Annotated in this window: 20 protein-coding genes, 1 other RNA gene and 1 pseudogene; 6 read left to right on the forward strand and 16 right to left on the reverse strand. The window is 36.9% G+C overall.

The window, feature by feature from the left end; genetic code table 11:
- Positions 1-139: 139 nt before the first annotated feature.
- Positions 140-1,771, reverse strand: a complete 1,632-nt coding sequence (locus B5488_RS06235; protein WP_079734476.1) for an ABC-F family ATP-binding cassette domain-containing protein — start codon at positions 1,769-1,771, stop codon at positions 140-142.
- Positions 1,772-1,948: 177 nt separating this feature from the next.
- On the opposite strand from B5488_RS06235, the gene B5488_RS06240 reads away from it, so the two are divergent.
- Positions 1,949-3,367, forward strand: a complete 1,419-nt coding sequence (locus tag B5488_RS06240; protein WP_079734477.1) for a hypothetical protein — start codon at positions 1,949-1,951, stop codon at positions 3,365-3,367.
- Between the two features lie 164 nt (positions 3,368-3,531).
- On the opposite strand, the gene fsa is transcribed toward B5488_RS06240, so the two are convergent.
- The 3 genes from fsa to ffs form a co-directional block, all read right to left on the reverse strand.
- Positions 3,532-4,188, reverse strand: a complete 657-nt coding sequence (gene fsa / locus B5488_RS06245; RefSeq protein ID WP_079734478.1) for a fructose-6-phosphate aldolase — start codon at positions 4,186-4,188, stop codon at positions 3,532-3,534.
- Positions 4,189-4,226: 38 nt separating this feature from the next.
- Complete coding sequence (locus tag B5488_RS06250; protein ID WP_079734479.1) at positions 4,227-5,048, reverse strand: SDR family oxidoreductase; 822 nt, start codon at positions 5,046-5,048, stop codon at positions 4,227-4,229.
- A 44-nt stretch (positions 5,049-5,092) separates the two neighbouring features.
- Positions 5,093-5,191, reverse strand: an RNA gene (gene ffs / locus B5488_RS06255) — signal recognition particle sRNA small type.
- Between the two features lie 87 nt (positions 5,192-5,278).
- Between ffs and B5488_RS06260 the strand changes: the two genes are divergently transcribed.
- Together B5488_RS06260 and B5488_RS06265 are read left to right on the forward strand one after the other, a co-directional pair.
- Positions 5,279-6,346, forward strand: coding sequence for a glutaminyl-peptide cyclotransferase (locus B5488_RS06260; protein WP_079734480.1), 1,068 nt, complete (start codon positions 5,279-5,281; stop codon positions 6,344-6,346).
- Positions 6,346-6,750: an acyl-CoA thioesterase gene (locus B5488_RS06265; protein ID WP_079734481.1), complete on the forward strand. Its 405-nt coding sequence runs from the start codon at positions 6,346-6,348 to the stop codon at positions 6,748-6,750. Before B5488_RS06260 ends, B5488_RS06265 begins: the two co-directional genes overlap by 1 nt.
- 128 nt (positions 6,751-6,878) lie before the next feature.
- Here the strand turns inward: B5488_RS06265 and B5488_RS06270 are convergent, their stop codons facing one another.
- The gene (locus B5488_RS06270; protein WP_079734482.1) at positions 6,879-8,153 is read right to left on the reverse strand and encodes a serine hydroxymethyltransferase; all 1,275 of its coding nucleotides are present in this window, start codon (positions 8,151-8,153) and stop codon (positions 6,879-6,881) included.
- A 110-nt stretch (positions 8,154-8,263) separates the two neighbouring features.
- Between B5488_RS06270 and fahA the strand changes: the two genes are divergently transcribed.
- A complete protein-coding gene (gene fahA / locus B5488_RS06275) occupies positions 8,264-9,553 on the forward strand; it encodes a fumarylacetoacetase (protein WP_079736544.1) in 1,290 nt (429 codons plus the stop codon).
- Between the two features lie 367 nt (positions 9,554-9,920).
- Here the strand turns inward: fahA and B5488_RS06280 are convergent, their stop codons facing one another.
- Positions 9,921-10,373: a nuclear transport factor 2 family protein gene (locus tag B5488_RS06280; protein ID WP_079734483.1), complete on the reverse strand. Its 453-nt coding sequence runs from the start codon at positions 10,371-10,373 to the stop codon at positions 9,921-9,923.
- A gap of 186 nt (positions 10,374-10,559) precedes the next feature.
- Here B5488_RS06280 and B5488_RS06285 point away from each other — a divergent pair, with 186 nt between their 5' ends.
- Together B5488_RS06285 and B5488_RS06290 are read left to right on the forward strand one after the other, a co-directional pair.
- Positions 10,560-10,952, forward strand: a complete 393-nt coding sequence (locus B5488_RS06285; RefSeq protein ID WP_079734484.1) for a hypothetical protein — start codon at positions 10,560-10,562, stop codon at positions 10,950-10,952.
- Positions 10,949-11,146 carry a helix-turn-helix transcriptional regulator gene (locus B5488_RS06290; protein ID WP_079734485.1) on the forward strand — a complete coding sequence of 66 codons (198 nt, stop codon included), beginning with the start codon at positions 10,949-10,951 and terminating at the stop codon, positions 11,144-11,146. The genes B5488_RS06285 and B5488_RS06290 overlap by 4 nt, the downstream gene beginning before the upstream one ends.
- A gap of 10 nt (positions 11,147-11,156) precedes the next feature.
- Here the strand turns inward: B5488_RS06290 and B5488_RS17850 are convergent, their stop codons facing one another.
- The 10 genes and pseudogenes from B5488_RS17850 to B5488_RS06345 form a co-directional block, all read right to left on the reverse strand.
- The gene (locus B5488_RS17850) at positions 11,157-11,312 is read right to left on the reverse strand and encodes a hypothetical protein (RefSeq protein WP_154045345.1); all 156 of its coding nucleotides are present in this window, start codon (positions 11,310-11,312) and stop codon (positions 11,157-11,159) included.
- A gap of 597 nt (positions 11,313-11,909) precedes the next feature.
- Entirely contained in the window at positions 11,910-16,400 is a 4,491-nt protein-coding gene (locus tag B5488_RS06305; RefSeq protein WP_079736545.1) for an ATP-binding cassette domain-containing protein, read from the reverse strand.
- A 193-nt stretch (positions 16,401-16,593) separates the two neighbouring features.
- Positions 16,594-17,451: a nuclear transport factor 2 family protein gene (locus B5488_RS18140; RefSeq protein ID WP_231919810.1), complete on the reverse strand. Its 858-nt coding sequence runs from the start codon at positions 17,449-17,451 to the stop codon at positions 16,594-16,596.
- 19 nt (positions 17,452-17,470) lie between these two features.
- A pseudogene (locus B5488_RS18385) lies at positions 17,471-17,974 on the reverse strand (RidA family protein).
- A gap of 35 nt (positions 17,975-18,009) precedes the next feature.
- Positions 18,010-18,792: a hypothetical protein gene (locus tag B5488_RS06320; protein ID WP_079734488.1), complete on the reverse strand. Its 783-nt coding sequence runs from the start codon at positions 18,790-18,792 to the stop codon at positions 18,010-18,012.
- Between the two features lie 29 nt (positions 18,793-18,821).
- Entirely contained in the window at positions 18,822-19,766 is a 945-nt protein-coding gene (locus B5488_RS06325; RefSeq protein WP_317041968.1) for an NAD-dependent epimerase/dehydratase family protein, read from the reverse strand.
- A 32-nt stretch (positions 19,767-19,798) separates the two neighbouring features.
- Entirely contained in the window at positions 19,799-20,317 is a 519-nt protein-coding gene (locus B5488_RS06330) for a nuclear transport factor 2-like protein (RefSeq protein WP_079734490.1), read from the reverse strand.
- A gap of 17 nt (positions 20,318-20,334) precedes the next feature.
- Entirely contained in the window at positions 20,335-20,745 is a 411-nt protein-coding gene (locus tag B5488_RS06335; RefSeq protein ID WP_079734491.1) for a hypothetical protein, read from the reverse strand.
- A gap of 14 nt (positions 20,746-20,759) precedes the next feature.
- Entirely contained in the window at positions 20,760-21,521 is a 762-nt protein-coding gene (locus B5488_RS06340) for a hypothetical protein (RefSeq protein WP_079734492.1), read from the reverse strand.
- Positions 21,522-21,639: 118 nt separating this feature from the next.
- Positions 21,640-22,386 (reverse strand): LytR/AlgR family response regulator transcription factor, encoded by a 747-nt coding sequence (locus B5488_RS06345; RefSeq protein ID WP_079734493.1) that lies wholly within the window; start codon positions 22,384-22,386, stop codon positions 21,640-21,642.
- Positions 22,387-23,341: the final 955 nt, after the last annotated feature.

Here is a 23,341-nt window from a genome sequence, read left to right on the forward strand (position 1 = left end):
TTTGTAGTTTAGTTTGATTAGCCAAAAAACCCGGTATTAGCACCGGGTTTTTTATTTGAACTATTTTCATTTTAACTTCTAAACTCTTGAATAAGTAACATCTTAGATCCCGAAATAAATTCGGGATGACGATATAAGTTTAAGCCTCTACAGCATACATTTTATCACGTTGCTCTTTGATCTTTTTGTCACTCATATATTCATCAAAAGTAGCATAACGATCTATGGCGCCTCCTGGCGTTAATTCAATTACACGATTTGCTACTGTTTGGGCGAATTCGTGGTCGTGGGTGGTAAACATCACAGTCCCTTTAAAATTCTTCAGAGAATTATTAAAAGCAGTAATAGATTCCAGGTCAAGGTGGTTTGTAGGCTCATCTAACATCACTACGTTAGCTCTCATCATCATCATTCGGCTTAACATACAACGCACTTTTTCTCCCCCGGAAAGAACTTTAGAGGTTTTTAGTGCTTCCTCGCCACTAAACAACATTTTACCTAAAAATCCGCGAATATATACTTCTTCTCTTTCTTCATCGGTTTTAGCCCATTGTCTAAGCCAGTCCACCAAAGTAAGATCATTATCAAAAAACTCTGAATTATCTAGCGGAAGATAAGACTGCGAAGTAGTAACTCCCCAGGAAAATTTTCCTGCCACAGGCTGCTGATTCCCGTTTATAATTTCGTAAAAAGCAGTGGTAGCTCTCGAGTCACGAGAATAAACCACAACTTTATCTCCTTTTGCAAGATTGATATTTACATTTTTAAATAATGTTTCCCCTTCAATTGAAGCTTCCAGTTTTTCTATATTCAGAATTTGGTCACCCGCTTCACGTTCTCGTTCAAAAATAATTGCGGGATACCTTCTGCTTGATGGTTTTATATCTTCAATATTAAGTTTATCAATCATCTTTTTACGGGAAGTAGCCTGTTTAGATTTGGCTACGTTCGCACTAAAACGCTGAATAAACTCCTGTAATTCTTTCTTCTTCTCTTCAGATTTTTTGTTCTGTTGGGCACGTTGTCTCGCTGCAAGTTGAGAAGACTCGTACCAAAAGGTATAATTACCACTAAAATGATTTATTTTTCCGAAGTCAATATCAGAAATATGGGTGCAAACGGCGTCAAGGAAGTGACGGTCGTGAGAAACCACGATCACGGTGTTATCGTAATTAGCTAGAAAATGCTCTAACCAGGAGATGGTTTCGTAATCCAAATCGTTGGTAGGCTCATCCATAATTAGCACATCTGGATTTCCAAAAAGCGCCTGGGCTAAAAGCACCCTAACTTTTTGTGTACCGTCCAGATCTTTCATTAAAGTGGCGTGATATTGCTCTTTTATTCCCAAATTAGACAATAAAGAAGCTGCATCACTTTCGGCATTCCAACCGTTCATTTCTTCAAATTCTACCTGTAAAACGCCTACCCTTTCCCCATCGGCATCGCTGAAATCTTCTTTCATATAGATTTCATCCATTTCCTTCTTAATCTTAGCCAGAGGTTGGTTTCCCATAATCACAGTTTCCAACACCGGGGTGTCGTCATACAAGTTGTGATTTTGCTCCAGCACAGACATTCTTTTACCAGGTTCCAGGTTCACCCTACCAGAGGTTGGTTCAGATTTTCCAGAGAGGATATTTAAAAATGTGGATTTTCCAGCGCCATTGGCTCCAATTATTCCGTAGCAATTGCCCTGGGTAAAAGTGGTGTTCACTTCATCAAACAAAACACGCTTGCCAAATTGAACCGAAAGATTTGATACTGAAAGCATAAAATAGTATTTGTAAATTTTTTGCAAAAATAGCCAAACTTCAACACTTATCTAAAGATTAACGTTTTTATTATTCTTTTAACTCCCGATTAACATTCGGGATATTTGGCTCGGGCTATATTTGCTATCGTTGCTGGATTTAACAGCACTACAAGCCCTTAGTTCTTAAAGATCTGCATGAAACAATATTTACTTTTATCTCTTATCGGAGTTATTCTTTTTACCGGGTGTGACAACTCTAAAAAAGACCAAAAAGGAACTTTTGTTGGCGGTCAAATTATGAACCCCTACAACCCCTATTTTATACTTTCTAAAGACAATAAAACCATTGATACTCTATTTTTAGACCAAAACAACCAGTTTGGGAAAAAGTTTGAAAATTTAGAATCTGGTATTTACAGTTTTAAACATCCACCCGAAAACCAGATTATGTACCTAGAACCGGGAGATAGTGTTCTGGTTTGGTTAAACACTATGCAATTTGACGAATCGCTTAATTTTAGCGGTCCTGGTGCTGCGAAAAGTAGTTTTTTACTTGAAATGTTCCTTAATAACGAACGGAACAACAATTTAATGCTTTCCTATTATAAAATTAATCCCAGTGATTTTGCCGGAATTACCGATTCTATTAAGAACACCCGAAAGAATAAATTAAAAGATTTAAACGCAAAGAAGAAGTTTTCTAAATCGTTTATAACACTCGCCAATAACAGTATAGATTACGATTTTTATCATCTTAGGGAACGCTACACGTTTCTGGTGAAGAAATACTACAACGAACTCGCCCAGCAAATTCCTGATGATTTTCATGATTACAGGAAAGACCTAAATTTTAACGCCACCCAGCTTAAAGAATATTACGGCTATTTAAATTTTATTGAAGATTACCTAAGAACCCGTTCTATTGAAAGGTGCCTCGAAAAATTTGATACTAATTCTGATTGTTTTGAACTTCATTCGGTAGCAAATATTAATTATAGAATTAACCTTGCTGATTCTTTAATTGAAAAGGATGAAATCAAAAATATTTTTATAAATCGTCTTGCAATTCAGGGACTGGTATTTTCCAGTAATGCTGAAAAGATTGATAGTATCGTTGGTATTCTAGAAAAAATTGAATTTAAGGGAAAAAATCTTCCCGATCTAAAGCAAATGGCCAATATTCAAAAAAACTTGCTTCCCGGAAATAATATTGGCGATTTAGAACTGGTAAATTTTAAAGACGAAATAGTTCCTTTAAAGGATGTTTCAAAGAAACCTATTGTCACCTACCACTGGTCTATGGAAGCTCCCGAACATTTTAAATGGCAACATTCCATCATTTCCAACTTAAGAAAGAAATATCCGGAACTTGAATTTGTAGGGATTAATATTGATGAGAATTCTAAACAATCCTGGAAAAATACCGTAGAAATTTATGCCATGGATAAAGATAGAGAATACAAACTGAACTCTCCAGGCATCAATATGAATTTGCTTATGAATTATCTCAATAAACTCATATTCCTGGACACCAACGGAAATATATTCAACGGAGAGGCACAGCTAAATACTCCTAATTTTGAAAGACAAATTCTGGAGTTTTTAAATGATTAAAAAGGCTATTTAAAGATTCTGGTTACGTTACGTCACGTCAAGCTGTCCCGAAGCTTCGGGATTATTTCAGCTTCTAACATGTTAGATCCTGAAACAAGTTCAGGATGACGTTAAACTTAATACCTCCTCAAATAGCCTTTCTGGAAAATCTTAATCAGAAAATCTTACTGATTTCCTTTCTTATAATCGGCAAGGAATTTCTCTAAACCAATATCGGTAAGCGGGTGTTTTAGTAAGCCTTCAATAGAAGAAAGTGGCCCGGTCATTACATCGGCCCCTAATTTTGCGCATTCCAGGATATGCATGCTGTGACGCACAGAAGCTGCAAGGATCTCAGTCTCAAAACCGTAGTTATCGTAGATCAATCTAATATCTTCAATGAGGTTTAAACCATCGGTAGAAATATCATCTAAACGACCAATAAAAGGGGAAACATAAGTAGCTCCTGCTTTAGCCGCCAACAGGGCCTGCCCTGCAGAAAAAACTAAAGTACAGTTGGTTTTAATTCCATTATCACTAAAGTATTTTATGGCTTTAATTCCCTCCTTGATCATAGGAACTTTTACAATAATTTGCTCGTGCAATTCTGCCAGTTCCTCACCTTCTCTAACTATTCCGTCAAAATCGGTTGAGATAACCTCAGCACTAACATCTCCATCTACAATCTCACAAATCTCCCTGTAATGTTTGTAAATATTATCTTTGCCAGAAATTCCTTCTTTCGCCATAAGCGATGGATTGGTAGTTACTCCATCTAAAACACCAAGTTCCTGGGCTTCTCTTATTTGGTCAAGATTGGCTGTATCAATAAAAAATTTCATAATCTATAGTTATTTGTTAATATGTTGTCTTTGCAAAATTATAATTTATAATGCTTAAGCAGCATTTTTTCATATACTTTATCGGGTAAAATTCGCTTTAACCCGACAGAAAATTTTTGAAGCGCCTCCCCCACTTTGTAATGCCCGCGAGGATCTTTTTCCTGAATAATTTTATGCACCGCTTTTGCCATTAATAATGGATCTTTCCCGGCATCAACATCCTGGTTCATTAACTTTAGGGTATTCCCGTAAGGTTCTTTATAAGGAGAATCATCTAAAACAGGAGCGTGATAACGACCGGCAGCGATATTTGTAGCAAAATCGCCGGGCGCCACGTTTGTCATTTTTATATTGAAATCTTTTAATTCCATTCTAAAAGCTTCGGTAGTAAGTTCTAAAGCGCCTTTTGAAGCCGAATAAATTCCGCGGTAAGGCAAGCCCATATAACCGGCGATGGAAGTAATATTTATGATCAATCCGCTGTTTTGCTTTCTCATTTCAGGCAAAACCGCTTTTATCACTTTTATAGGTCCAAAATAGTTAGTCTCAAAAGCTTTTGCGATTTCTTCATCTGGAGTCTCCTCTATGGGACCGGTAATTCCAACCCCTGCGTTATTAATAAGCACATCAATTTTGCCTTCTTCAGCAATAATTTGTTGAATGGCATTGGTGATAGTTTCTTTTTTGGTTACATCTAAAGCAACCATCGCAAAAGGAGGATGGGAAATTTTTGCAGGATTTCGACTGGTACCGTAAACTTTAAAATTCTGTTTAGAAAGATATTCGCCTATAGATTTTCCAATTCCGGAAGAAGCCCCGGTAATAAGCACTACTTTTTGAGGAGAAGTATTTGTTTTCATAGGTTGCAAATATGCGATAAAAATTAGAACCTTTTAGAAACAAAAAATGGCAAGCTCCCCACATCACACCGCTACGACCGCTTACCCTTGCTGCGTTCCCGCCCTGGGGGATTCAGCAGGAGCTGGTTGTGTGGGACTTGCCGATGCAAATATACAATCTTTCCTACTTTGCGCAAGTATTTTTTAAAGCGAATTAAGTATTTTAGCAAGGTATTTAATGCAAAAGAATAATGAATAAATTTAAGTTCCTGTGCCTGTTATTATTAGGCTTTATAATTTTTTCCTGCGGAAGTAATTCTGATAAAAAAACTTCTTATTTTAAGCTGAATACTGCGGAAAATAAGACCGAATTTAAACTTGGAGAAACGATTGAAGGCTCTATTGAAAACCTAAAAGACCGTGAAATTGATTCTATTCAACTTTATTTTCAGCAGCAATATCTTCAAACTTTAATAGCAGAAACTTCTTTTTCGGTTCCACTTGAAAACACAAAATTAGGTCGGCAAAAACTGGAAGCCATCGTTTTTTCTGAAGGGGAAACCGATACTATTAGTGGCGAACTAAAAATTTACAACAATAAAGCGCCGAAGGCTTATACCTATAAAGTGATAAAAGAATATCCGCACAATAGTGAAGCTTACACGCAAGGCCTGGAGTTTTACCAGGACACTTTATATGAAAGCACTGGCCAATACGGAAATTCTTCCTTACGAAAACTTAATCTAGAAACCGGGGAAGTTTTAAATAAAATCAACCTGGAAGACACTTATTTTGGCGAAGGTCTTACCATTCTTAATAATAAACTTTACCTGCTTACCTGGAGAGAAAAAGAAGGCTTGATCTATAATCTTGACGATTTTAAACAAACTGGCACTTTTGGTTATAACCAAAGTAAAGAAGGATGGGGTTTATGTAACGATGGCGAAAAACTTTATAAAAGCGATGGCACCGAGAAGATTTGGATCTTAGATGCAGAAACGCTTGCTGAAAAAGATTTTATCCAGGTAGCTACTAACACTAAAATCTATTCAAAATTCAATGAGTTGGAATGGGTTAACGGAAAGATTTATGCCAATACTTATCAATTTCCCAGCGTTACTATTATTAATCCTGAAAATGGCGCAATAGAAGGCGTTATAGATTTTAGAGGATTACGGGAACGTTTATCTAATCTTCAGGATCTGGATTCTCAAAACCACGTTTTAAATGGCATTGCTTATAATCAAAATACCAAAAAACTATACGTAACCGGGAAAAACTGGGATAAGATCTTTGAGGTAGAAATAATAGAAAAATAATGGCTACTACTCCCGAAATATTTCAGCAGAGTTTTTTAGTTGAAGAAAAACATTTAGACGAGCAAAACCACGTAAATAACGTGCAATATGTGCAATGGGTGCAGGATGTGGCCAGGGCGCACTGGGATGCCCGGGCAACTAAAGAACAGAATGAAAAGTATTTCTGGATCGTGGTAACCCACGAAATCAGCTATAAACAACAGGCTTTTTTGGGCGATAAGATCTTGTTACAAACTTATGTTGGCGAGACTTCTCACGTAAAATCTGTTCGGCACGTGATTATAAAAAATGCTGAAACCGAAAAAGTTTTGGTAGAAGCCAAAACCACCTGGGCACTTATGGACCAGGAAAAGAAAAAACCTATTAAAATTTCAGAGGATTTAAAAAAGGTCTTTCAGCAATAAATTCAACCTGACTTCAGTAGAAAGCACAAAAAAGCTTATTTGAATTTGCTCATCTTAGATCCTGAAACAAGTTCAGGATGACGTTGGGCTCCTCAAATAAGCTTTAATATATTCTGTTTTAAAAGGGATTACACTTTAAAAAGTGGTTTTCCCTTCATCATCGCTTTTACCTCATTTTTCACGGCTTCCAATTCACTATCATTTTCAATATTAGTGATCACACGCTCAATAAAATCTACAATTTTAGGCATATCAGCTTCTATAAGTCCGCGGGTTGTAACTGCGGCAGTACCTATTCTAATTCCTGAAGTCACAAATGGTGATTTATCGTCAAAAGGCACCATATTTTTATTCACAGTAATTTCGGCTTTACTTAAGGCCTCCTCTGCTTCTTTTCCGCTTACATCTTTATTTCTAAGATCTATAAGCATACAGTGATTATCGGTGCCGCCGGAAATAACTTCATATCCTTTATCCATAAAAGCTTCAGCCAGTTTCGCCGCATTCTTTTTTACCTGAACGGTGTAATGTAGAAATTCGTCGGTTAAAGCTTCTCCAAAAGCCACCGCTTTTGCAGCGATTATGTGCTCTAACGGCCCACCCTGGTTTCCGGGGAAAATTCCGCTGTTAAGCAAAGTAGACATTTTTTTAAGCTTTCCGTTCTTAAGTTTTTGTCCAAAAGGATTATCAAAATCTTTACCCATCATTATAATTCCGCCACGAGGCCCACGAAGGGTTTTATGCGTCGTTGAAGTTACAATATGGCAATGTGGCATCGGGTCGCTAATTAAACCTTTGGCGATTAGGCCGGCAGGATGAGCGATATCTGCAAACAAAATTGCTCCTACACTATCGGCAATTTCTCTAAATCTTTTATAATCTATTTCTCGTGAATATGCCGAAGCCCCGGCAATAATCATTTTAGGTTTTTCTTTTTTTGCAATTTCAGCAACCTGGTCGTAATCTATAAGTCCCGTTTCTTTATCTACCCCGTAAAATACCGGATTGTAAAGTTTTCCAGAGAAATTTACTGGAGAACCGTGCGTTAAATGCCCACCGTGAGAAAGATCAAATCCTAAAAATTTATCTCCCGGATTTAGGCAGGTATGAAATACAGCTGTATTTGCCTGTGAACCCGAATGGGGTTGCACATTAGCATATTCAGCATTAAATAATTCTTTTAAACGATCTATAGCCAGTTGTTCTACTTTATCTACCACTTCGCAACCGCCGTAATAGCGCTTGCCCGGGTAACCTTCAGCATATTTATTGGTAAGAACAGAGCCTGCAGCTTCTAAAACCTGCTCACTCACAAAGTTTTCGCTGGCAATTAACTCAAGTCCATTTAGTTGGCGTTCTTTTTCTTCCGCAATTAAATTAAAAATTTCGGTGTCTCGTTGCATCTCAAAAGTTTACGTTAAATATTCCTCAAAAGTAAGAAATACATTCGGTTAATAACAGGAAAATAATATATTTGGAAACATTAGATTTCTTAATAAAAACAAAAAATTATATGCCTATTACAGCTAACGACCCAAATAGAAAAACCTGGTTGGAAACCTCGGAAACCACCGATTTCCCTATTCAGAATATTCCTTTTGGGGTATTCCTAACCCGGGACGATGTAATTACCATAGGCTCCCGTATTGGAGACTTTGCGATAGATCTTGGTGCTTTGCATCAGTTGGGCTATTTTGAAGGAATTCCGTTAACCGATGATATATTTTTACAGGACACCCTTAACGATTTTATTTCTGACGGAAAAAAGACCTGGCGACTGGTTCGTAACCGAATTGCCGATATTTTTGACGCAAATAATGAGAAATTAAGGGATAATGAAGAGCATAGAAGCCGTGTGCTTTTTACGCTAGATGAAATTGAAATGCAAATGCCGGTTCAGGTTGGTGATTACACCGATTTCTACTCAAGCAAGGAACACGCGACTAATGTTGGAACAATGTTTCGAGATCCAGATAACGCCTTATTGCCAAACTGGCTGCACATTCCCGTTGGTTACCACGGAAGAAGTTCTTCTATAATCCCGAGTGGAATCCCTGTTCACAGGCCACAAGGACAAACCAAACCAAAAGATTCTGACACTCCTGTTTTTGGCCCGTCAAAAAGAGTAGATTTTGAAGTTGAAATGGCCTTTATCACCACAGATGCAAATCCTTTAGGAGAACCAATCCCAATAGACGAAGCCGAAGAATATATCTTTGGAATGGTCTTATTTAACGACTGGAGTGCAAGAGATATCCAAGTATGGGAATATGTGCCTTTAGGGCCATTCCTTGCCAAAAATTTCGCTTCTTCAATTTCTCCATGGATTGTTACTTTAGATGCTTTAGAGCCTTTTAGAACTGAAGGACCTAAACCTGAAGTAGAATTATTTCCATATTTACAAAGCTCAGGTAAGAAAAGCTTTGATATTAACCTTGAAGTTTCCCTTAAACCTGAAAATTCTGAAGAAACCCCGTTGGCAAAAACGAATTTCAAGCATATGTACTGGAATATGAGTCAACAACTGGCGCATCATACCGTAAATGGTTGCCCGGTGAATTCTGGAGATATGATGGCTTCGGGAACAATTTCAGGGAAAACACCCGATAGTTATGGTTCTATGTTAGAGCTTTCCTGGAAAGGTGAAAAACCAATTAAACTTAAAGACGGAAGCGAACGTAAGTTTATTGAAGATCACGATACGGTAATTATGCGTGGTTATTGCGAAAGCAAAGGTCGCAGAATTGGTTTTGGTGAAGTAAGTAGCCAGTTGCTACCGGTATTTGAACCTAAGAAAAAGTAAACCACCCCGGAGTTTTAAATCTCGATTATCGAAAATTTACTGCAATTATATAAAAAAGGCTGTCTTGGACAGCCTTGTTTGTTTTAAATAAAATATCTAATTAAGTCCTGTTCTTTTTCTTCGCTGCTTTCGCCGCGCGTTTTTCCTTTAAACTCAATACCGGTTCTTTTCTAGCCGAATTCTTTGAAGGTGATTTTTCTTTAGGCATAATTTCTAAATAGTTTAACATTAACCCGGTAAAGATAGTGAAAGAAAGCTTTGAAAAGTATTATTTACAACCTAATAGATTTTTAATTAATTTCCTCTAAAAAAATTTACTTTTCAATTATAAAGGTTAAATCAACCATCAATTGGGCAAAGACCTATATTACTCCTTAACTATAGTAGAATGTAACAATTGTAGTTTCCAACCCTCTTCAGTGAGAATTGCCGAGGCGCTTTCCAGCCAATTTATTTCCCTAACAATCCTGTCTCCCGATTTGAATTCAGCTTTATTCCGATAAGCTATCCAGGCCATTTTACCTTCGATCTTTATCTCTATAAAATCAAAAGAATTTATCCTTTTTACCTGTGTATTTTGTTCACTGGCTTTTTTAATATAATTCCTCATCTTTTCCATATCCCAAACTTCACCGGTCTCCAGGAGCAGGAAATCGGGAGTACAATAGGTCTCCAACGCCTGGGTGTCCATATCTGAAAATATTTTTTGAAAGGAATTTTCAATGAGATCTTTGATTTGATCTTCATTGGTTTTTTCGGAATTCTGTCCTATAGTGGTTACTGCTAAGAACATAATTAGAATTTGAAGTATTCTTTTCATTTGTCTTATAATTTTAAATATAAATCTCGAGGATTCGGTTTTACAAATTAAGGTATTTATATAACCTCCTGTTTTCTTAATATTAAAATTTTTAAGAATTTATGTAAATAAAACTTTACATTTAAAATATTTGTTTATTTTTGTAAAGTAAACATTACATATAGTAAACTATTAATTACATTTAAAATGAAAAAAGAACGAAAAAAGAACCTTTACACCCTTGCCGTATGGACCTGGAGCTGGGTGGCTACCATGGCAATTGCCGCCTTTGGACCAAAGTACATTTGGGATGATCACACTGTTTTAACCACATTGGCAGTATCAGTCAACTTTATTCACGGAATTTTAATGATTTTCGCTAACCGAAGAATGTTTAATAATTTTGATGAGCTGGAGCGTAAAATCCATTTGGAATCTTTGGCTTTAACATTGGGATTAGCAGTTGTAGTGGGACTGTCTTATTCTTTACTTGACGCTACCAATCTAATTAAATATGATGCAGAAATAAGCAAGCTTGTAATATTTATAGGCTTAACTTATTTAGTTTTGGTCACCATAAATACCAGAAGGTACACATGAAAAATAAATTAAAAGTACTTCGGGCCGAACATAGTTATACCCAGGAAGATTTAGCAGATATTATTGGGGTCTCCCGGCAAACAATTAATGCCATAGAAAAAGAGAAATTTGACCCTAGTTTGCCCACAGCTTTTAGAATTTCAAAACTCTTTAAGTTACCTATAGAAGCTATTTTTAATTTTGAGGAAACTTAAATGTGGTCTCTTATTTTTGGAATCTTAGACGACCGGTTACCAATAAACCTATACCCAGACCTGCTAATAAACCAGCAGCTATATCGGCTAAATCTCCTTCGACTAAGGGAAATAAAAAAACTCCAATTGCTAATAATACTAAACCGATAATTCTTACTTTATTCATAATTTTTTAAAGTTTGAAAGACCCTTGGGATCTCTTGAATGTTGAACACTTATTCAATTATATAAAATTTTAAATAATGATTTCTACCGAAGCTTATTGGATAGAAGATATATATTAAAAGAACTGCGGAGAAACCACTCATTAAAACATCATTGATTTCAATTATGTAAGATAACACAAGCAAACTTATTTGAACTAAAAGCAATACCGGCAGTATCCATTTATTTTTTGGAAACCCTGTGAGTTCAAATTTTGTTAGCTCATTCTCTTTAATTTCAATAGCATGTACCGGGCTACCGCACCAATCAATTTTTGCTTTCAATTTATAATTACCGGGTTCTAAATCAAATCCTTTTGATTCTCCGTTACCTATATATTTGATTATTAAGGTGTAACCCGATTTCTCTGCCCCTATTTGCCCATTCAGATCTCCTATTTACTATTAATTTGCTCATTGATGAGGAATTTTAAAAGCGCACATAGCGGTGTATATTTAATGAGTAGCATTTACAGTTCACAGAAGTTTATTAAAGAGATTTTAAAAATAAGTAAATTTCTAAAATTTAGGAGAAAAGGAAAATATTTTCTAAAAAACACTTATTTTAAAACTACCCCAATTCCTATTTTTTCCAACAAATACGGATTATGATCAATAATCAGAATATCATTGGCTTCACTAAGTTTTTGTAGTATCGCATACAGCAAATCAATATCAGCATAATGCAATCCAGTGCTGGGTTCATCTAAAATATAAAGCGCGTTGGTAGTTTGGTCCTGAAGCCAATTTAATAATAGCAAACGCTGCTTCTCCCCCGAAGAAAGAGATTGCACAGCTTGATCCAGGCGAAGATGGGCCAACCCAATCTCCTCCAGCTGATTTAAGAATTGGAAAGTTTTATCAGAAACCTGAGTGTTCGTTAACCATTCTTTTAATTCGTTTAAATTCAAGGCGAGTACCTTAGCAATATTTTTCGAATTAACGGTATGTCGCAGAATGTGCGGCTGATAGCGCTGCCCTTTACAAACTTCACATTTTTCAATGGCATTGGCAGCTACATCAAGGCTGGTTTCCATATAGCCTTTGCCCTTGCAGTTTGAACACTGACTTGTTTTTGTTTTATATGAAAAGTCACGAGGCTTGAGGCCTGTTTCGTTCGCAAAGATCTTGCTTGTTTCCTTCAGCAAATCCAAATAAGATACTAATAAGGTATTGGCATGGGACCTTAGTTTTTTAGACTCAAAATAATGCGCAACTGCATACTTTTTTGGAAACTTTATACGCTCACAATTCACCGGCATTCCTGTCTCAATGCTCGGGATCAAAATATCTTTTACTAAGGTGGTTTTCCCTATTCCCGATTTACCACTAATAGCTGTAATTCCCCCAACTGGAACTTCCAGGGCTACTTTCACTAAAGTATGTTTGGAGAGTTTTTGGATAGAAATGGACTCCTTTGCTCCTTTTAATTCAATTGCTTTAGAAGGTTCTTTCAAAAAAGGATGACAATCTTCTTGTTTCAAATAATCCTGCGGACTTCCTTGAAAAGTAATATATCCACCCAACTTACCCGCCTGTGGGCCAAGCTGAACCAATCGATCAGCCTTCAGAATAATCTCTTTATTATGTTCAATCACGATCACCGTATTTCCTTTTTCAATAAGTTCCTTCAGAATATTGATCAGGTCGGGAATATTGTCATTAGATAATCCTGCGGAAGGCTCATCTAACAAATAGGTAATGCCTTTAAGCGGAGAGTTTAATTGTTTTATAAGTGTTACCCGTTGATTTTCTCCGCCAGAAAGCGTGTTCGATTTACGGTTTAATTGCAGGTGATCAATATGCAATTGCTTTGCCCGCTTGATGGTATTGATTAGATGAGGCTGAATGTTGGAAATGAGTTTTTTATCCATCACCTCTTGATTGGAATCGGCCAAAAGCCAATTTTCCAAAGCTTTAAAATCCAATGATCGTATTTCGTGAATAGATTTTCCCCCAATTTGGAAAGCTAAGCGTTCCGGTTTTAATCCACTTCCAAAACAATGGCTGCATTCTTCAAGGGAGAAAAGTGCCTTAAGTTTTTCAATATTTTTATTCTTTCGGGTCTTATAATATTCTTCTTTTAAGTAATGAAAAAGGCCTTCCCATTTCATACTTACCTCCTGAATTCCTTCCCTGGTTTTAGTTTTGAATAGCCAGTTAGTTTTCCATACGGTGTTCCCCGCCCCGTGAAATAAAATATCTTTTTGTTTGTCGGTTAACTCCTTAAAGGAAGTTTCCAGGCTAAATCCATACGTGGCACCCAGCTCTTTCACGATCGCCATATACTGACTGCTCGCTTGACCATAATAAGCCAGGGGTTTGTTGTGGTCAAAGAGGCCGCCGGCAATACTCTTGTTTTGATCCAGGACTATTTTATCCAAATCGGGCAACAATTCCTGCCCCATACCATCGCAGATGGCACATTTCCCAAGTTCGTGATTATTAGAAAAATGACTGGCAGATAAATCGGCTCCTTCGTACTGCGCTTTTCGGGAAAAGGCAAAGCGTAAAATCTTATCTATTCCGGTTTGTTTGGCAATGTCGGAGCGGTCTGTAAAACTTTTTTCTTTACGGGTAACGCAAATAGTTGGACTAAGCCCTTCAATATGGTCAACTTCAAATTGAAAATTCACCCCTACCCTGGACTGTTGATAACTCGAAAACTGTTTCGTCATTTCCTGTAATCCATAGCCATGGAGAGTGTCAATCACCAAAGAAGATTTTCCCGAGCCTGAAATTCCAGTGATTACCGATAATTGATTCTTTGGAAGATTTACATCCAGATCTTTAAGATAATGCGTTCGCGCTCCCTTTAAAAATATCGTATCCCTACGCTGATCTGGCGGTTCTTTCAAATCTGGTGCCTGGGCTTTTATAGTGTTATTTACCAACACATTAGCCGAGGATTGAAAAAGCGGATGATTCTCAAAACAAATTATGCCTGCGGTTTGTTTCTTGAGCCTGTGCAAAGCTTTTAGCAGTTGCCTCACATTTTGCTGATGCAATCCAATACTGGGTTCTTCCAGCAATAAAAGCGTCTTCTTTGATTGTTTTGCAAAGTGTTTAGTGAGTTTAATTCGTTGTGCTTCACCGCCCGACAAGGTGTTAGATGGCTGGCCAAGTTTGATATAACCCAGGCCAAGCTGCAGCATTAACGAGATTATTTTGGTGATCTTCTTCTCTTCGGAAAAGAAATCAAAAGCTTCTTCTATACTTAAATCATAGATTTCCGAAATATTTTTATTGTTCCAGTGTATTTTCAGTACCTCCGGCTTAAAACGCTTTCCATTACAGGTGGGACAAACCTGGTTAATGGTGCCCATCACATTCATAGAAAGGCTAATTACCCCAGCCCCTTCACAGGCTTCACATCTTCCGCTCTTGTTATTAAAAGAAAAAGCTCCTTTAGCAAGCTTCAGAGCTTTCGCTTCCCGAGATTTTGCCAGGAGATCCCGTATTTTATCGGCCAGGCCGGTATAAGTGGCGGGGTTACTTCTGGGGGTTTTGCCAATAGGTTGATCAGATACCCTAAGCAGCTTTAAGTCCTCCTTTTCAGAATATGCGGAAAGCTTTTGCAGTATTTGAGGTGTTTTTCTGCTTACGATAGTCAATTCTCCACTTTTAGGCTGAAAAAAATCTGCAGATACTTGGCCCGTTTCAGAATCAGGATTGGAAGTTTCTTTTTGGAATTCAGCTAAAGTAGGGCTGGATAAACCTTCCGTATTAAAAAATTTGCGGATCGGTCCGTTAAAAATGATTTCTCCTCCGTAAGCGCCGGCAGCCGGACCTAATTCAATTATCCAATCGGCAGATCTTATAAAATTTAAATCATGTTCTACCACCATCACTGTATTGCCACGCCTTATTAACCGCTTAAGAATATGACGTAAATAGTTTTGGTAGTCCTCAGATAAGCCTATAGAAGGTTCATCAAAAACATACAGAATTCCTTGCAGACTACTGTTTACCTGTTTGATCAATTTTATACGTTGCGCGTCTCCAGAAGAAATATCGGGACTTGGTGTACTTAGTCGGTATTCCTCCATTCCGAGTCTTATGAGGTCAAACAATTGAGTACAAATCTTATCAACCAAAACTCGTTCACCGACTGTTAAATTATTACTATTCAGCTTATTGTATAAATCGTTTAAAGGAAGTTCCATCCATTCCTGAAAGTTTAGTCCTTTCCATTGATATTTTAGGTGTTCAGCTTTAATCCGTGCGCCGTTACAACTGGGACAGGTTTCGGAACTAGCAAATTTTATAATATTTGGATTACGGTCTAGCCTTAGAATATTTTTCATTATTGGAAGCATGCCTTTATAAAAACCCTCTTCCCTGGGTTTCGCCTTAAAACCTTCCCATTTTAATCTAGATTCTAAAGTATGTTTCCCATAAAAAACTTTTAGTCGGTCACTTCCATTTAATACCACATCTTTTTGCTTATCGGTAAGTTCTACCCAGGGAATATCTACACTAAAACCATGCGCCTGGCAGACTCTATTTAATTCATCTACTGTGATCTGGGAATATACGATGTAGCCATTAGGTAAGGTAGTGGTTATAGCTCCTTCCCTCAGGGTTTTGTTTTCATCGCCAATCAGTTTTTCAAGATCTATATATTCCGCCTCGCCAAGACCGTGACAATGTTCGCAAGCTCCTTTTGGGTGATTAAAAGAAAAGAGCGACTTGCTCATAGTTTCCGAAGCCGAATAACGAGCAAATAAAATTCTGAAGACCGCAGCAAGCTCTGAAAGTGTCCCAAAAGTGGCATTAATAGACTGGAAACGTTTAGATTGCTCCACCTTAATTACCGGCGGTAAGGATTCTATATCATCTACTTCAGCGGTGGGAATTAATTGCGCATTTTGTTGATTATATGCAGGGAGGCTTTCTAAAAAATAGCGGTAGCCTTCATTAGCAATAACATCCATAGCAAGGGATGATTTCCCTGAACCCGATAACCCGGTCACCACAATTAATTGGTTCTCCGGTATGTTAATATTTATGTTTTTAAGATTATTTTGGTGGGCATTAATGATGCGCATAAAGGCTTGCTCTTTTTTAAAAAATAAAGATAGAAAGATTATACAGCCTGGGATGAATTTTAAGGAAAGCATAGGAAAATTTCATCTCGTTTGAATTTATTCGATAATCGAGATTTAAATATTCTTTCCTTTCTAAATGCCTCCTGAGCTTACTTCGCAGTAATTTAATATGAACAAGTTTTGCTGAGTTTTACTATTTGCTCATTGCATCATTTATTTTTTTGGTATCTACATATTGCTGAAAGGCACTAACTTTTCCATCTTTTAAAGTCCATAGGTGAGCAACTTGTGCATTATAAGTTTTACCCGTTTCTTTAACTTTAGCATCATAGCGAAGTGTCGCCATTATTTGATTGTTATTCGTTTCGTGCAGCTTAATGTCTTCCAGTTTAAAATACTCGTGTTCCGCTCCAATTCTTGCGAGGACTCCGTTTAGAATCGCTTCTGGACCTATGTATGGATTACCATCGGCATAGGCGTTACCTTCGGCTTCGTTCCATATAATTTCTTCGTCCATTGCTTCGAGAACAGAAGGAATATCACCCTGGGCAAATGAATTGTAAAGCCCTTCAATAATGCCTGTATTTTGATTGGTACTTTCAGGTTTCATCTCCACCCTAATGAGGCGTAGTGGTTTAGTCTTGCTAAGATTCACGACAGAATGTGGTGCTTCCGGTTCCTTGTTCATGGTGAGCGGAAAGCTTAATGGTTCTGGAAGTTTTTGGGTATCAAAAATAACACTATCGTTGCTGTCATAATCAATAAAATCACCGGCTTCCTGAATATATAAAACGCTTGGCCATTTGTGATGGTGAAGCGGTTCTTTTTCTTCCGGAGCCAAATAAACTTCAAGTACCCTTACCTGGTCATTCTCTAATAATATTTTATGATTATTTGGAGCAGCTATAACGGCATCCAGTTCAGCAGGCCAATTAGCCGGGTTTCCTGTTTTATAATCTATTTTTTGACTTTCTTCATATTCCTGTCCAAAAGTGGTAATGGTCACAAAAAATACGGCCAAGAAAATAGCCTGGTTTTTAAGTGTTTTCATAATTTATTTTTTAAACTTTTTACTGTTCTAAATGCGCTTCCAATTCTATTTCAATTAAAAATTCGGGGAGCGCCAGTTCTTTTACGCCAAGCCAGGATCCGGTGGGGAAATGCTTTTTGTAAATTTTAGTTCTATAACCTGCAAAATTCCAGAAATTTGGGCATATTGGTGGTGAATATGTTTTCTACAACCAAACCACATCGTCAAAGCTGGAGTTATAGTGTTTCAGCACTTTCTCCAAATCGGAATAGCAGTTTTTCATTTGTTGTTCAAAATCACCTACAGCGGTTGGATTGCCTTCATTGTCCATACTCACGGCACCGGAAATTTTTATGCTGTTCCCAATTTTTACTCGATAATCGAGATTTGAATGCTCCGAGATTTGTCTCGAATCAAAATGTTTTTCTTATAAAATGCCTCGTGAGCTTCCCCCGAGGTAGTTCATTGCGTGTGAATAGCCATAGGATTTTTCTACTTCCGGCCTGAGCAAAAAATATTCAGATTTTTGGTTTGACTTTTCCATAATTAAAATTCATTGAATAATAGATGTTTTCATTTCTATCGCACCTTTCTTTGAAGCGTAGCCATGTATCTATATTTTAGATCACGCAGCGTCAATGCTTTTTCAATTTTTCCCATCTGTTCTTCAGATAAAGCTGGTCCCTGATTAGCCCAGGAGCTAAAAAGTTGTTCGTAATTTTCATACATATCTACGGTGATATGGGTTGCATAAACATCACTTCCCGCAGGCAACATATAACGCAGTAAATCCCAATTTGCCCTGAAGCCATCATCCACTTCTTTTTGATGCAAGGGCAGGAAAAGTTCTGATTCATTTTGCTCAAAGATGCTGTAATTCTCCTGTGAGACTTTCATTAAATTAATTGCTGCAACTGTTCCCAGGGGCATTTCAAAATCCCCTTTTGTGACCGCTATTTGTTCTAGATATATTCGCTTTGCCAGATCTCTTGATTTTCCGGTGTTGTAGAATTTTTCATTTAGATCATCTTCTGGCATGTCTGGATAAGCTGCATTTAAAGCGGCCTCAAAATCTCCGGCACTGCTCATCATTTTTAACGGATCGTTATAAATGCTTACCGTTAGGTATTGATAGCCCTGATCTTCACCTCCGGGCTGTAAACTCCAAAGGTCCCAGCCCAGAATATCTCCATTTTTAACGCGTTGTACGTGAATTTCTTCCCAGAATGCTTCGGTTTCCATATAAGCTTGTTCCTGCTCATTATCTACTTTCATAAATTCGAAAATTAAATAAAGTTTGTCCTGGGCTATACCGGTATTGCTAACCAGCATCAATGCCATAATAATTAGTAACTTTTTCATGATTAATATGTTTTAAATTCGGTAATTTTTCATTTAGAGTAACCCCTTAGGGTTTCTCTTACAGGCCTGAACTGAATTCCTAAATCCGTTTTCGCGAGATCGTTTTTATAGACGATTTGTGCTTTTTCTTTGGGTTCTTTATGATTCAACATTTGATGAATATCCCATACTTTATAGGTTTCACTCGTTAAAAGGTAATCCTTGCAGTGTAAACCCTTTTTCGTGGCCGCCTGGTACGTGGCATTAGCCACATCTTCAACATCTACCACGGCAAAAGGAACATTATTATCGTAGAGCCTTTGAATAAAATCATCTGGCGCTATCTTGTTTTTTATAAGAAATTGCAGGCCGTTAGAGGTCGAGTCTTCTCTATTAGACAAAGATTTACCCATAACCATGACGGGGGAAACAGAACAAATTTCAAATGGTAGTTCCGGGTTATTTGCAATAAATTCCTCTACGACCTGGTTGGCAATAAATTTGGCTTGAGAGTATGGATGACTATCTTCACTGGTGTACCTGTCCTCTTTTTCATCAAAAGTATCGGTGAAACTTTTGCCACCCGCAGGCATAGGGAAATTGGTATTCCAGGCTGCAACCGAAGCGATAAAAACCACTTTTTCAATATTCGAAGCCTCGCTTATGGCTTCGAGAAAATTTTGGGTTCCTTTTATGGTGGGATCAAAAAGTTCAGCCTGTGGGTCTTTAACATCCAGTTGAAACGGGGTTCCACTGTGGATTACGATGTCACAATCCTTTATAAAATCTTTTAAAGGATCCAGATCTTCCAGCTTGAATGCCCTGATGTTGAGGTTTTCTGAATTTTGAAGATCAAAAAGATGCTGATATTTTTCGCTTTTATGAATATTGGTGACCGAGACTTTTACCTCGTAGCCTTCTTCCAAAAATTTCCTGGTTATGTAGCTTCCAATAAAGCCCGAACCGCCTATAATTCCTACCGTTTTCATCATCATAGCATTTTAGTAAGTCATTACTGTATTAACAGCTAATTCCCTGTCCTTTCTTCTGAAGAACTTAATTCATCTGCCTGCTGGATATCCCTTATTATTTTTGAAACATCCCAGTAACCGAATTCCCGTACAATTTTTCCGTTAACAAATTGGGCAGTAATATGGGTGGGAATTTGATACACTTTATTGTTTGTTTTAAAAGTACCTTCCCAAAGGCCCCAAAAGTTCACCCAGGTTTCGCCTTTATCGTTTACGATCATTTCATATTCAGATTCATCGTCTACAAAATCCCAGCGAGAAAATTGAGAGGCATCTTTCTTATTTTCAGCTAAGAATTGCGTCAGGTTTTTCCCGTCTTCTTCCGTTACGTTGTTCATTATTTTAGCGGTGTCGCTATAATGTGCTACCATTGCTTCCCAATCCCTATCTTCATAATCTTCCAGTACCTGCTTGTAAGTTTCTATTTCGGGTGATTGCTGGGTGTAGCGTTTGCTTTGTTGGTTACAGGCTATAAATATGACTATTGCAATTCCTAATGACATTAATTCTTTCATGACTTTTATTTTTTATGTTATTCTAAGAAACCTATTATTTTACCATTTTTTAAAGACCAGTAATGCTTAAATCTCGTGGAGATGTATTCACATTCTGTTGCTTTGCGACCCTTGACTATCCCGGTAACTAATACCTTATTTTTATCTGATAGCTGAAAATTGAGATTTTTAAATAGAATGCTTTGCCATTCATTTTTTATAATCGCGCTAAGCGTAATATTGTCATTGGTTTTCTTTACACTTTCTATTTCATCCCAATTTATACTGTTTGTTAATGCTGCAATTTCATTTGAAGTTGCATTCTTATTTTGCAAAACTTCATATAGCTCTTTTACCATATCTTGATCAATATTTTCTTGCCCCTGCAAGTAGTTTGAATTAAACAATACAGTAAGTAATGGGATGAAATATAGGTGTAAGATTTTCATAGCTGCTCTTTTAATTAATTGGTGGTGTAAGCTAGATCTGGACGCATACGGCCTGTTTTAGATTCATATTTATGAACGTATTGCATTAAATCATCAAATAATTTCTCACCTTCTTCTCCCAGAAGTTTGTCTGTTTCTTCAGAAGTTTTTGCGTAAGATTGTGCATCTTTTGCTGAAATTACCACGAGGTAATAATCTCCATTACTTCCAAAACCATTACGATAAATCCTGAAATGTTGTTTAGCACCTTTTGTTTCGTAAAGGGATTTAACCTCCTTCATCTTGTTTCTAAGATTTGCAACATTTTGTGGTGTAACGTGGAAGAAATGCCATTTCCTGTAATCTTCTCCTTCAGTATTTGTGGTAAGGCCATTGGGCATATAAGACATATCGTCTATTAAATGCACCATATAATTGCGGTGGGTATCGTAGCATTTATCAAAACGAGTAAATATCGCCCTGAAGTTTTCTTCTCCCATTTTTTCAGCTAAAGGTGCCATTGGATTTTTATCAAAATCGGCCATACTATTAATAGGAGAAATACTTAAATAGGTTCCGTCACTAATGCTTGCCGTAGCCCAGTCTGCATCTTTAAGATCATTTTCTTTGCAGGCTTTAATAAAATCTTTGGTAACGGTTTCATATTCTTTTAGCATAGAAGGTTTAACCTGGTCTTCATGTATCCAGAAAGCCTGATTAACATTTTGAGCAAAGAGGTTGGTGGTTTGCAATAATAAAATTGTGAAGAGCAAGGTGATAAACTTTAGATTTTTCATAATTTCCTGATTTAAAATTAATTGTTAAGTCAATTTACATCAGGAAATAACTGAAAACAAGCGGGTTAGGACGAATAGGATAGAATACTGTCCTAAAGGAGATTATATTTACCGGGACTTAAATAGTTTGCAGTCTTTTTAAAAGCTCCGGTCGCATGCCTTTAGCCATGGGAATTGCTTTTTTTGCAATTACAACGTGGGTACCGGCTATTTCGTCTATCCTGGAGAGGTTGATGATGTAAGATCTATGTATCCTGAAAAAATGCCTTTGAGGCAGTTTTTTATCCATATCCTTAAGGGTTGTTACCAGCAAATATTCTTTATCGGTAGAAAATACCCGGCAGTAGTTGCGATCGGCTTCTATATATCTAATGGCTTTAATATCTACTTTCACCATAGTTTCCTGGTGGCGTATAAAAAGGCATTCTTTTAAAACAAAAGTTGAATTTTCTGTTTTAGTGCCATTTTTTTCAACCGCGATATTACATTTTAACTGATTTATAGTAAGCTCAATACTGCGTTGTAAGTCTAGTTTCTTAAATGGTTTGGAGATAAAAGCATAAGGATGGGTTACTTTAGCCCTGTTGAAATTGGCCTCATCAGCATTGGCGGTAAGATAAATAATAGCCAAATTACTATGAATTTTGAGCATTTTATGCGCAGTTTCAATTCCATCCAATTCACCTTTAAGTTGAATATCAATCAAAACAATATCGGGAAGATTATTTTTTATATGCGTCAAAGCGTCTTCACCCCTGGGAATAATACCTGAAACTTCATACCCCATTTCTGTAAGCTGCAGCGAAATATTTGCCGCAATAATCATTTCATCCTCAACTATTAATATTTGTATAGGTTGGATCATTTTACCACTTGTATTTAATTCCTCCCAGATTTGATATGAGGTATAATTTTTTCAAAAATTGAATACAGCATTTTTCTTCCATTTTTAGAGGCTATCTAAAAAATAGAAGGGCGCTGTGCAGGTTAAGAAAGATGGGGTGTAATTGAAATATCTTAGTAATATATTCTGGGGAGGGGGAAATTAACCAGAACCCTTAATTCTGTAGGCGTAATTTTAAAGTCTTTATAAGACTCTAAGTTAATGAAAATCTCCTAAATGCTGGTTTTAAAGTTTTTGACACTGGTGTCCTAGATTTTTCTTATTCTATCATCTTGTAAATGTTGTTATCGTTAACCCCGAAAATGATGAAGATCTAAAAAAACGCGAATGTGCAGAGTTAGTAGTTAAGGATATAAGACAGGCTACTGCTACGTCTTTATGGTGTTTTTATTAAGAGATTCAAAGATTTTTTCATCGTTAAATAATTTTCGAAAAATATCTGAATGAAATAGTAGTAAAACTCCCTGCAGCTTGCACTGTCCTTATTAAACTGAATTTTTGAACTATGAGCATTCCCATTTTTTGTAATAATATTTCTGGTTATTTTCCAATACAGAAGTTTTCAAATCCCTCAAACACTGGTAGTCCGAGGATATGAGGTGTAAAATAGGTACAAACCCTATTTTTAACATTTGAAACTTATCAACTTATAATTCATATTTGGTGAGCTCACCGGTTATTTCACCAGTTAGCTGATGCAATACTTTTACCTAGAAGTTGAGCTCACCAGAGTTCTCTGCTATAATTCTCGCCTGTGCGATCCACTAATGATTTCTCCGGTGAGCTCATCAATATTTGAACATTGTTGAAAAGAGTATTCATTCTACATCATATTATTGAATGTTCTTTCCAAGCAATTATATATAAGTGTAATCTATATAGCTTGATATACTCAAATTAAATATGGAATTGCAGG

The organism is Salegentibacter salegens, from assembly GCF_900142975.1.
In the GTDB taxonomy this organism is placed as follows: Bacteria; Bacteroidota; Bacteroidia; order Flavobacteriales; family Flavobacteriaceae; genus Salegentibacter; species Salegentibacter salegens.

What these genes read in the sequence shown, in the direction of transcription:
- B5488_RS06340 (WP_079734492.1), bottom strand. Translation starts at nt 21,521, where the DNA reads ATGAAAAATCTAAAGTTTATCACCTTGCTCTTCACAATTTTATTATTG.
- fahA (WP_079736544.1), top strand. Translation starts at nt 8,264, where the DNA reads ATGCCTATTACAGCTAACGACCCAAATAGAAAAACCTGGTTGGAAACC.
- fsa (WP_079734478.1), bottom strand. Translation starts at nt 4,188, where the DNA reads ATGAAATTTTTTATTGATACAGCCAATCTTGACCAAATAAGAGAAGCC.
- B5488_RS06345 (WP_079734493.1), bottom strand. Translation starts at nt 22,386, where the DNA reads ATGATCCAACCTATACAAATATTAATAGTTGAGGATGAAATGATTATT.
- B5488_RS06265 (WP_079734481.1), top strand. Translation starts at nt 6,346, where the DNA reads ATGGCTACTACTCCCGAAATATTTCAGCAGAGTTTTTTAGTTGAAGAA.
- B5488_RS06260 (WP_079734480.1), top strand. Translation starts at nt 5,279, where the DNA reads ATGAATAAATTTAAGTTCCTGTGCCTGTTATTATTAGGCTTTATAATT.
- B5488_RS06250 (WP_079734479.1), bottom strand. Translation starts at nt 5,048, where the DNA reads ATGAAAACAAATACTTCTCCTCAAAAAGTAGTGCTTATTACCGGGGCT.
- B5488_RS06320 (WP_079734488.1), bottom strand. Translation starts at nt 18,792, where the DNA reads ATGAAAAAGTTACTAATTATTATGGCATTGATGCTGGTTAGCAATACC.
- B5488_RS06240 (WP_079734477.1), top strand. Translation starts at nt 1,949, where the DNA reads ATGAAACAATATTTACTTTTATCTCTTATCGGAGTTATTCTTTTTACC.
- B5488_RS06305 (WP_079736545.1), bottom strand. Translation starts at nt 16,400, where the DNA reads ATGCGCATCATTAATGCCCACCAAAATAATCTTAAAAACATAAATATT.
- B5488_RS06325 (WP_317041968.1), bottom strand. Translation starts at nt 19,766, where the DNA reads ATGATGATGAAAACGGTAGGAATTATAGGCGGTTCGGGCTTTATTGGA.
- B5488_RS06290 (WP_079734485.1), top strand. Translation starts at nt 10,949, where the DNA reads ATGAAAAATAAATTAAAAGTACTTCGGGCCGAACATAGTTATACCCAG.
- B5488_RS17850 (WP_154045345.1), bottom strand. Translation starts at nt 11,312, where the DNA reads ATGAATAAAGTAAGAATTATCGGTTTAGTATTATTAGCAATTGGAGTT.
- B5488_RS06330 (WP_079734490.1), bottom strand. Translation starts at nt 20,317, where the DNA reads ATGAAAGAATTAATGTCATTAGGAATTGCAATAGTCATATTTATAGCC.
- B5488_RS18140 (WP_231919810.1), bottom strand. Translation starts at nt 17,451, where the DNA reads ATGAAAACACTTAAAAACCAGGCTATTTTCTTGGCCGTATTTTTTGTG.
- B5488_RS06285 (WP_079734484.1), top strand. Translation starts at nt 10,560, where the DNA reads ATGAAAAAAGAACGAAAAAAGAACCTTTACACCCTTGCCGTATGGACC.
- B5488_RS06270 (WP_079734482.1), bottom strand. Translation starts at nt 8,153, where the DNA reads ATGCAACGAGACACCGAAATTTTTAATTTAATTGCGGAAGAAAAAGAA.
- B5488_RS06280 (WP_079734483.1), bottom strand. Translation starts at nt 10,373, where the DNA reads ATGAAAAGAATACTTCAAATTCTAATTATGTTCTTAGCAGTAACCACT.
- B5488_RS06235 (WP_079734476.1), bottom strand. Translation starts at nt 1,771, where the DNA reads ATGCTTTCAGTATCAAATCTTTCGGTTCAATTTGGCAAGCGTGTTTTG.
- B5488_RS06335 (WP_079734491.1), bottom strand. Translation starts at nt 20,745, where the DNA reads ATGAAAATCTTACACCTATATTTCATCCCATTACTTACTGTATTGTTT.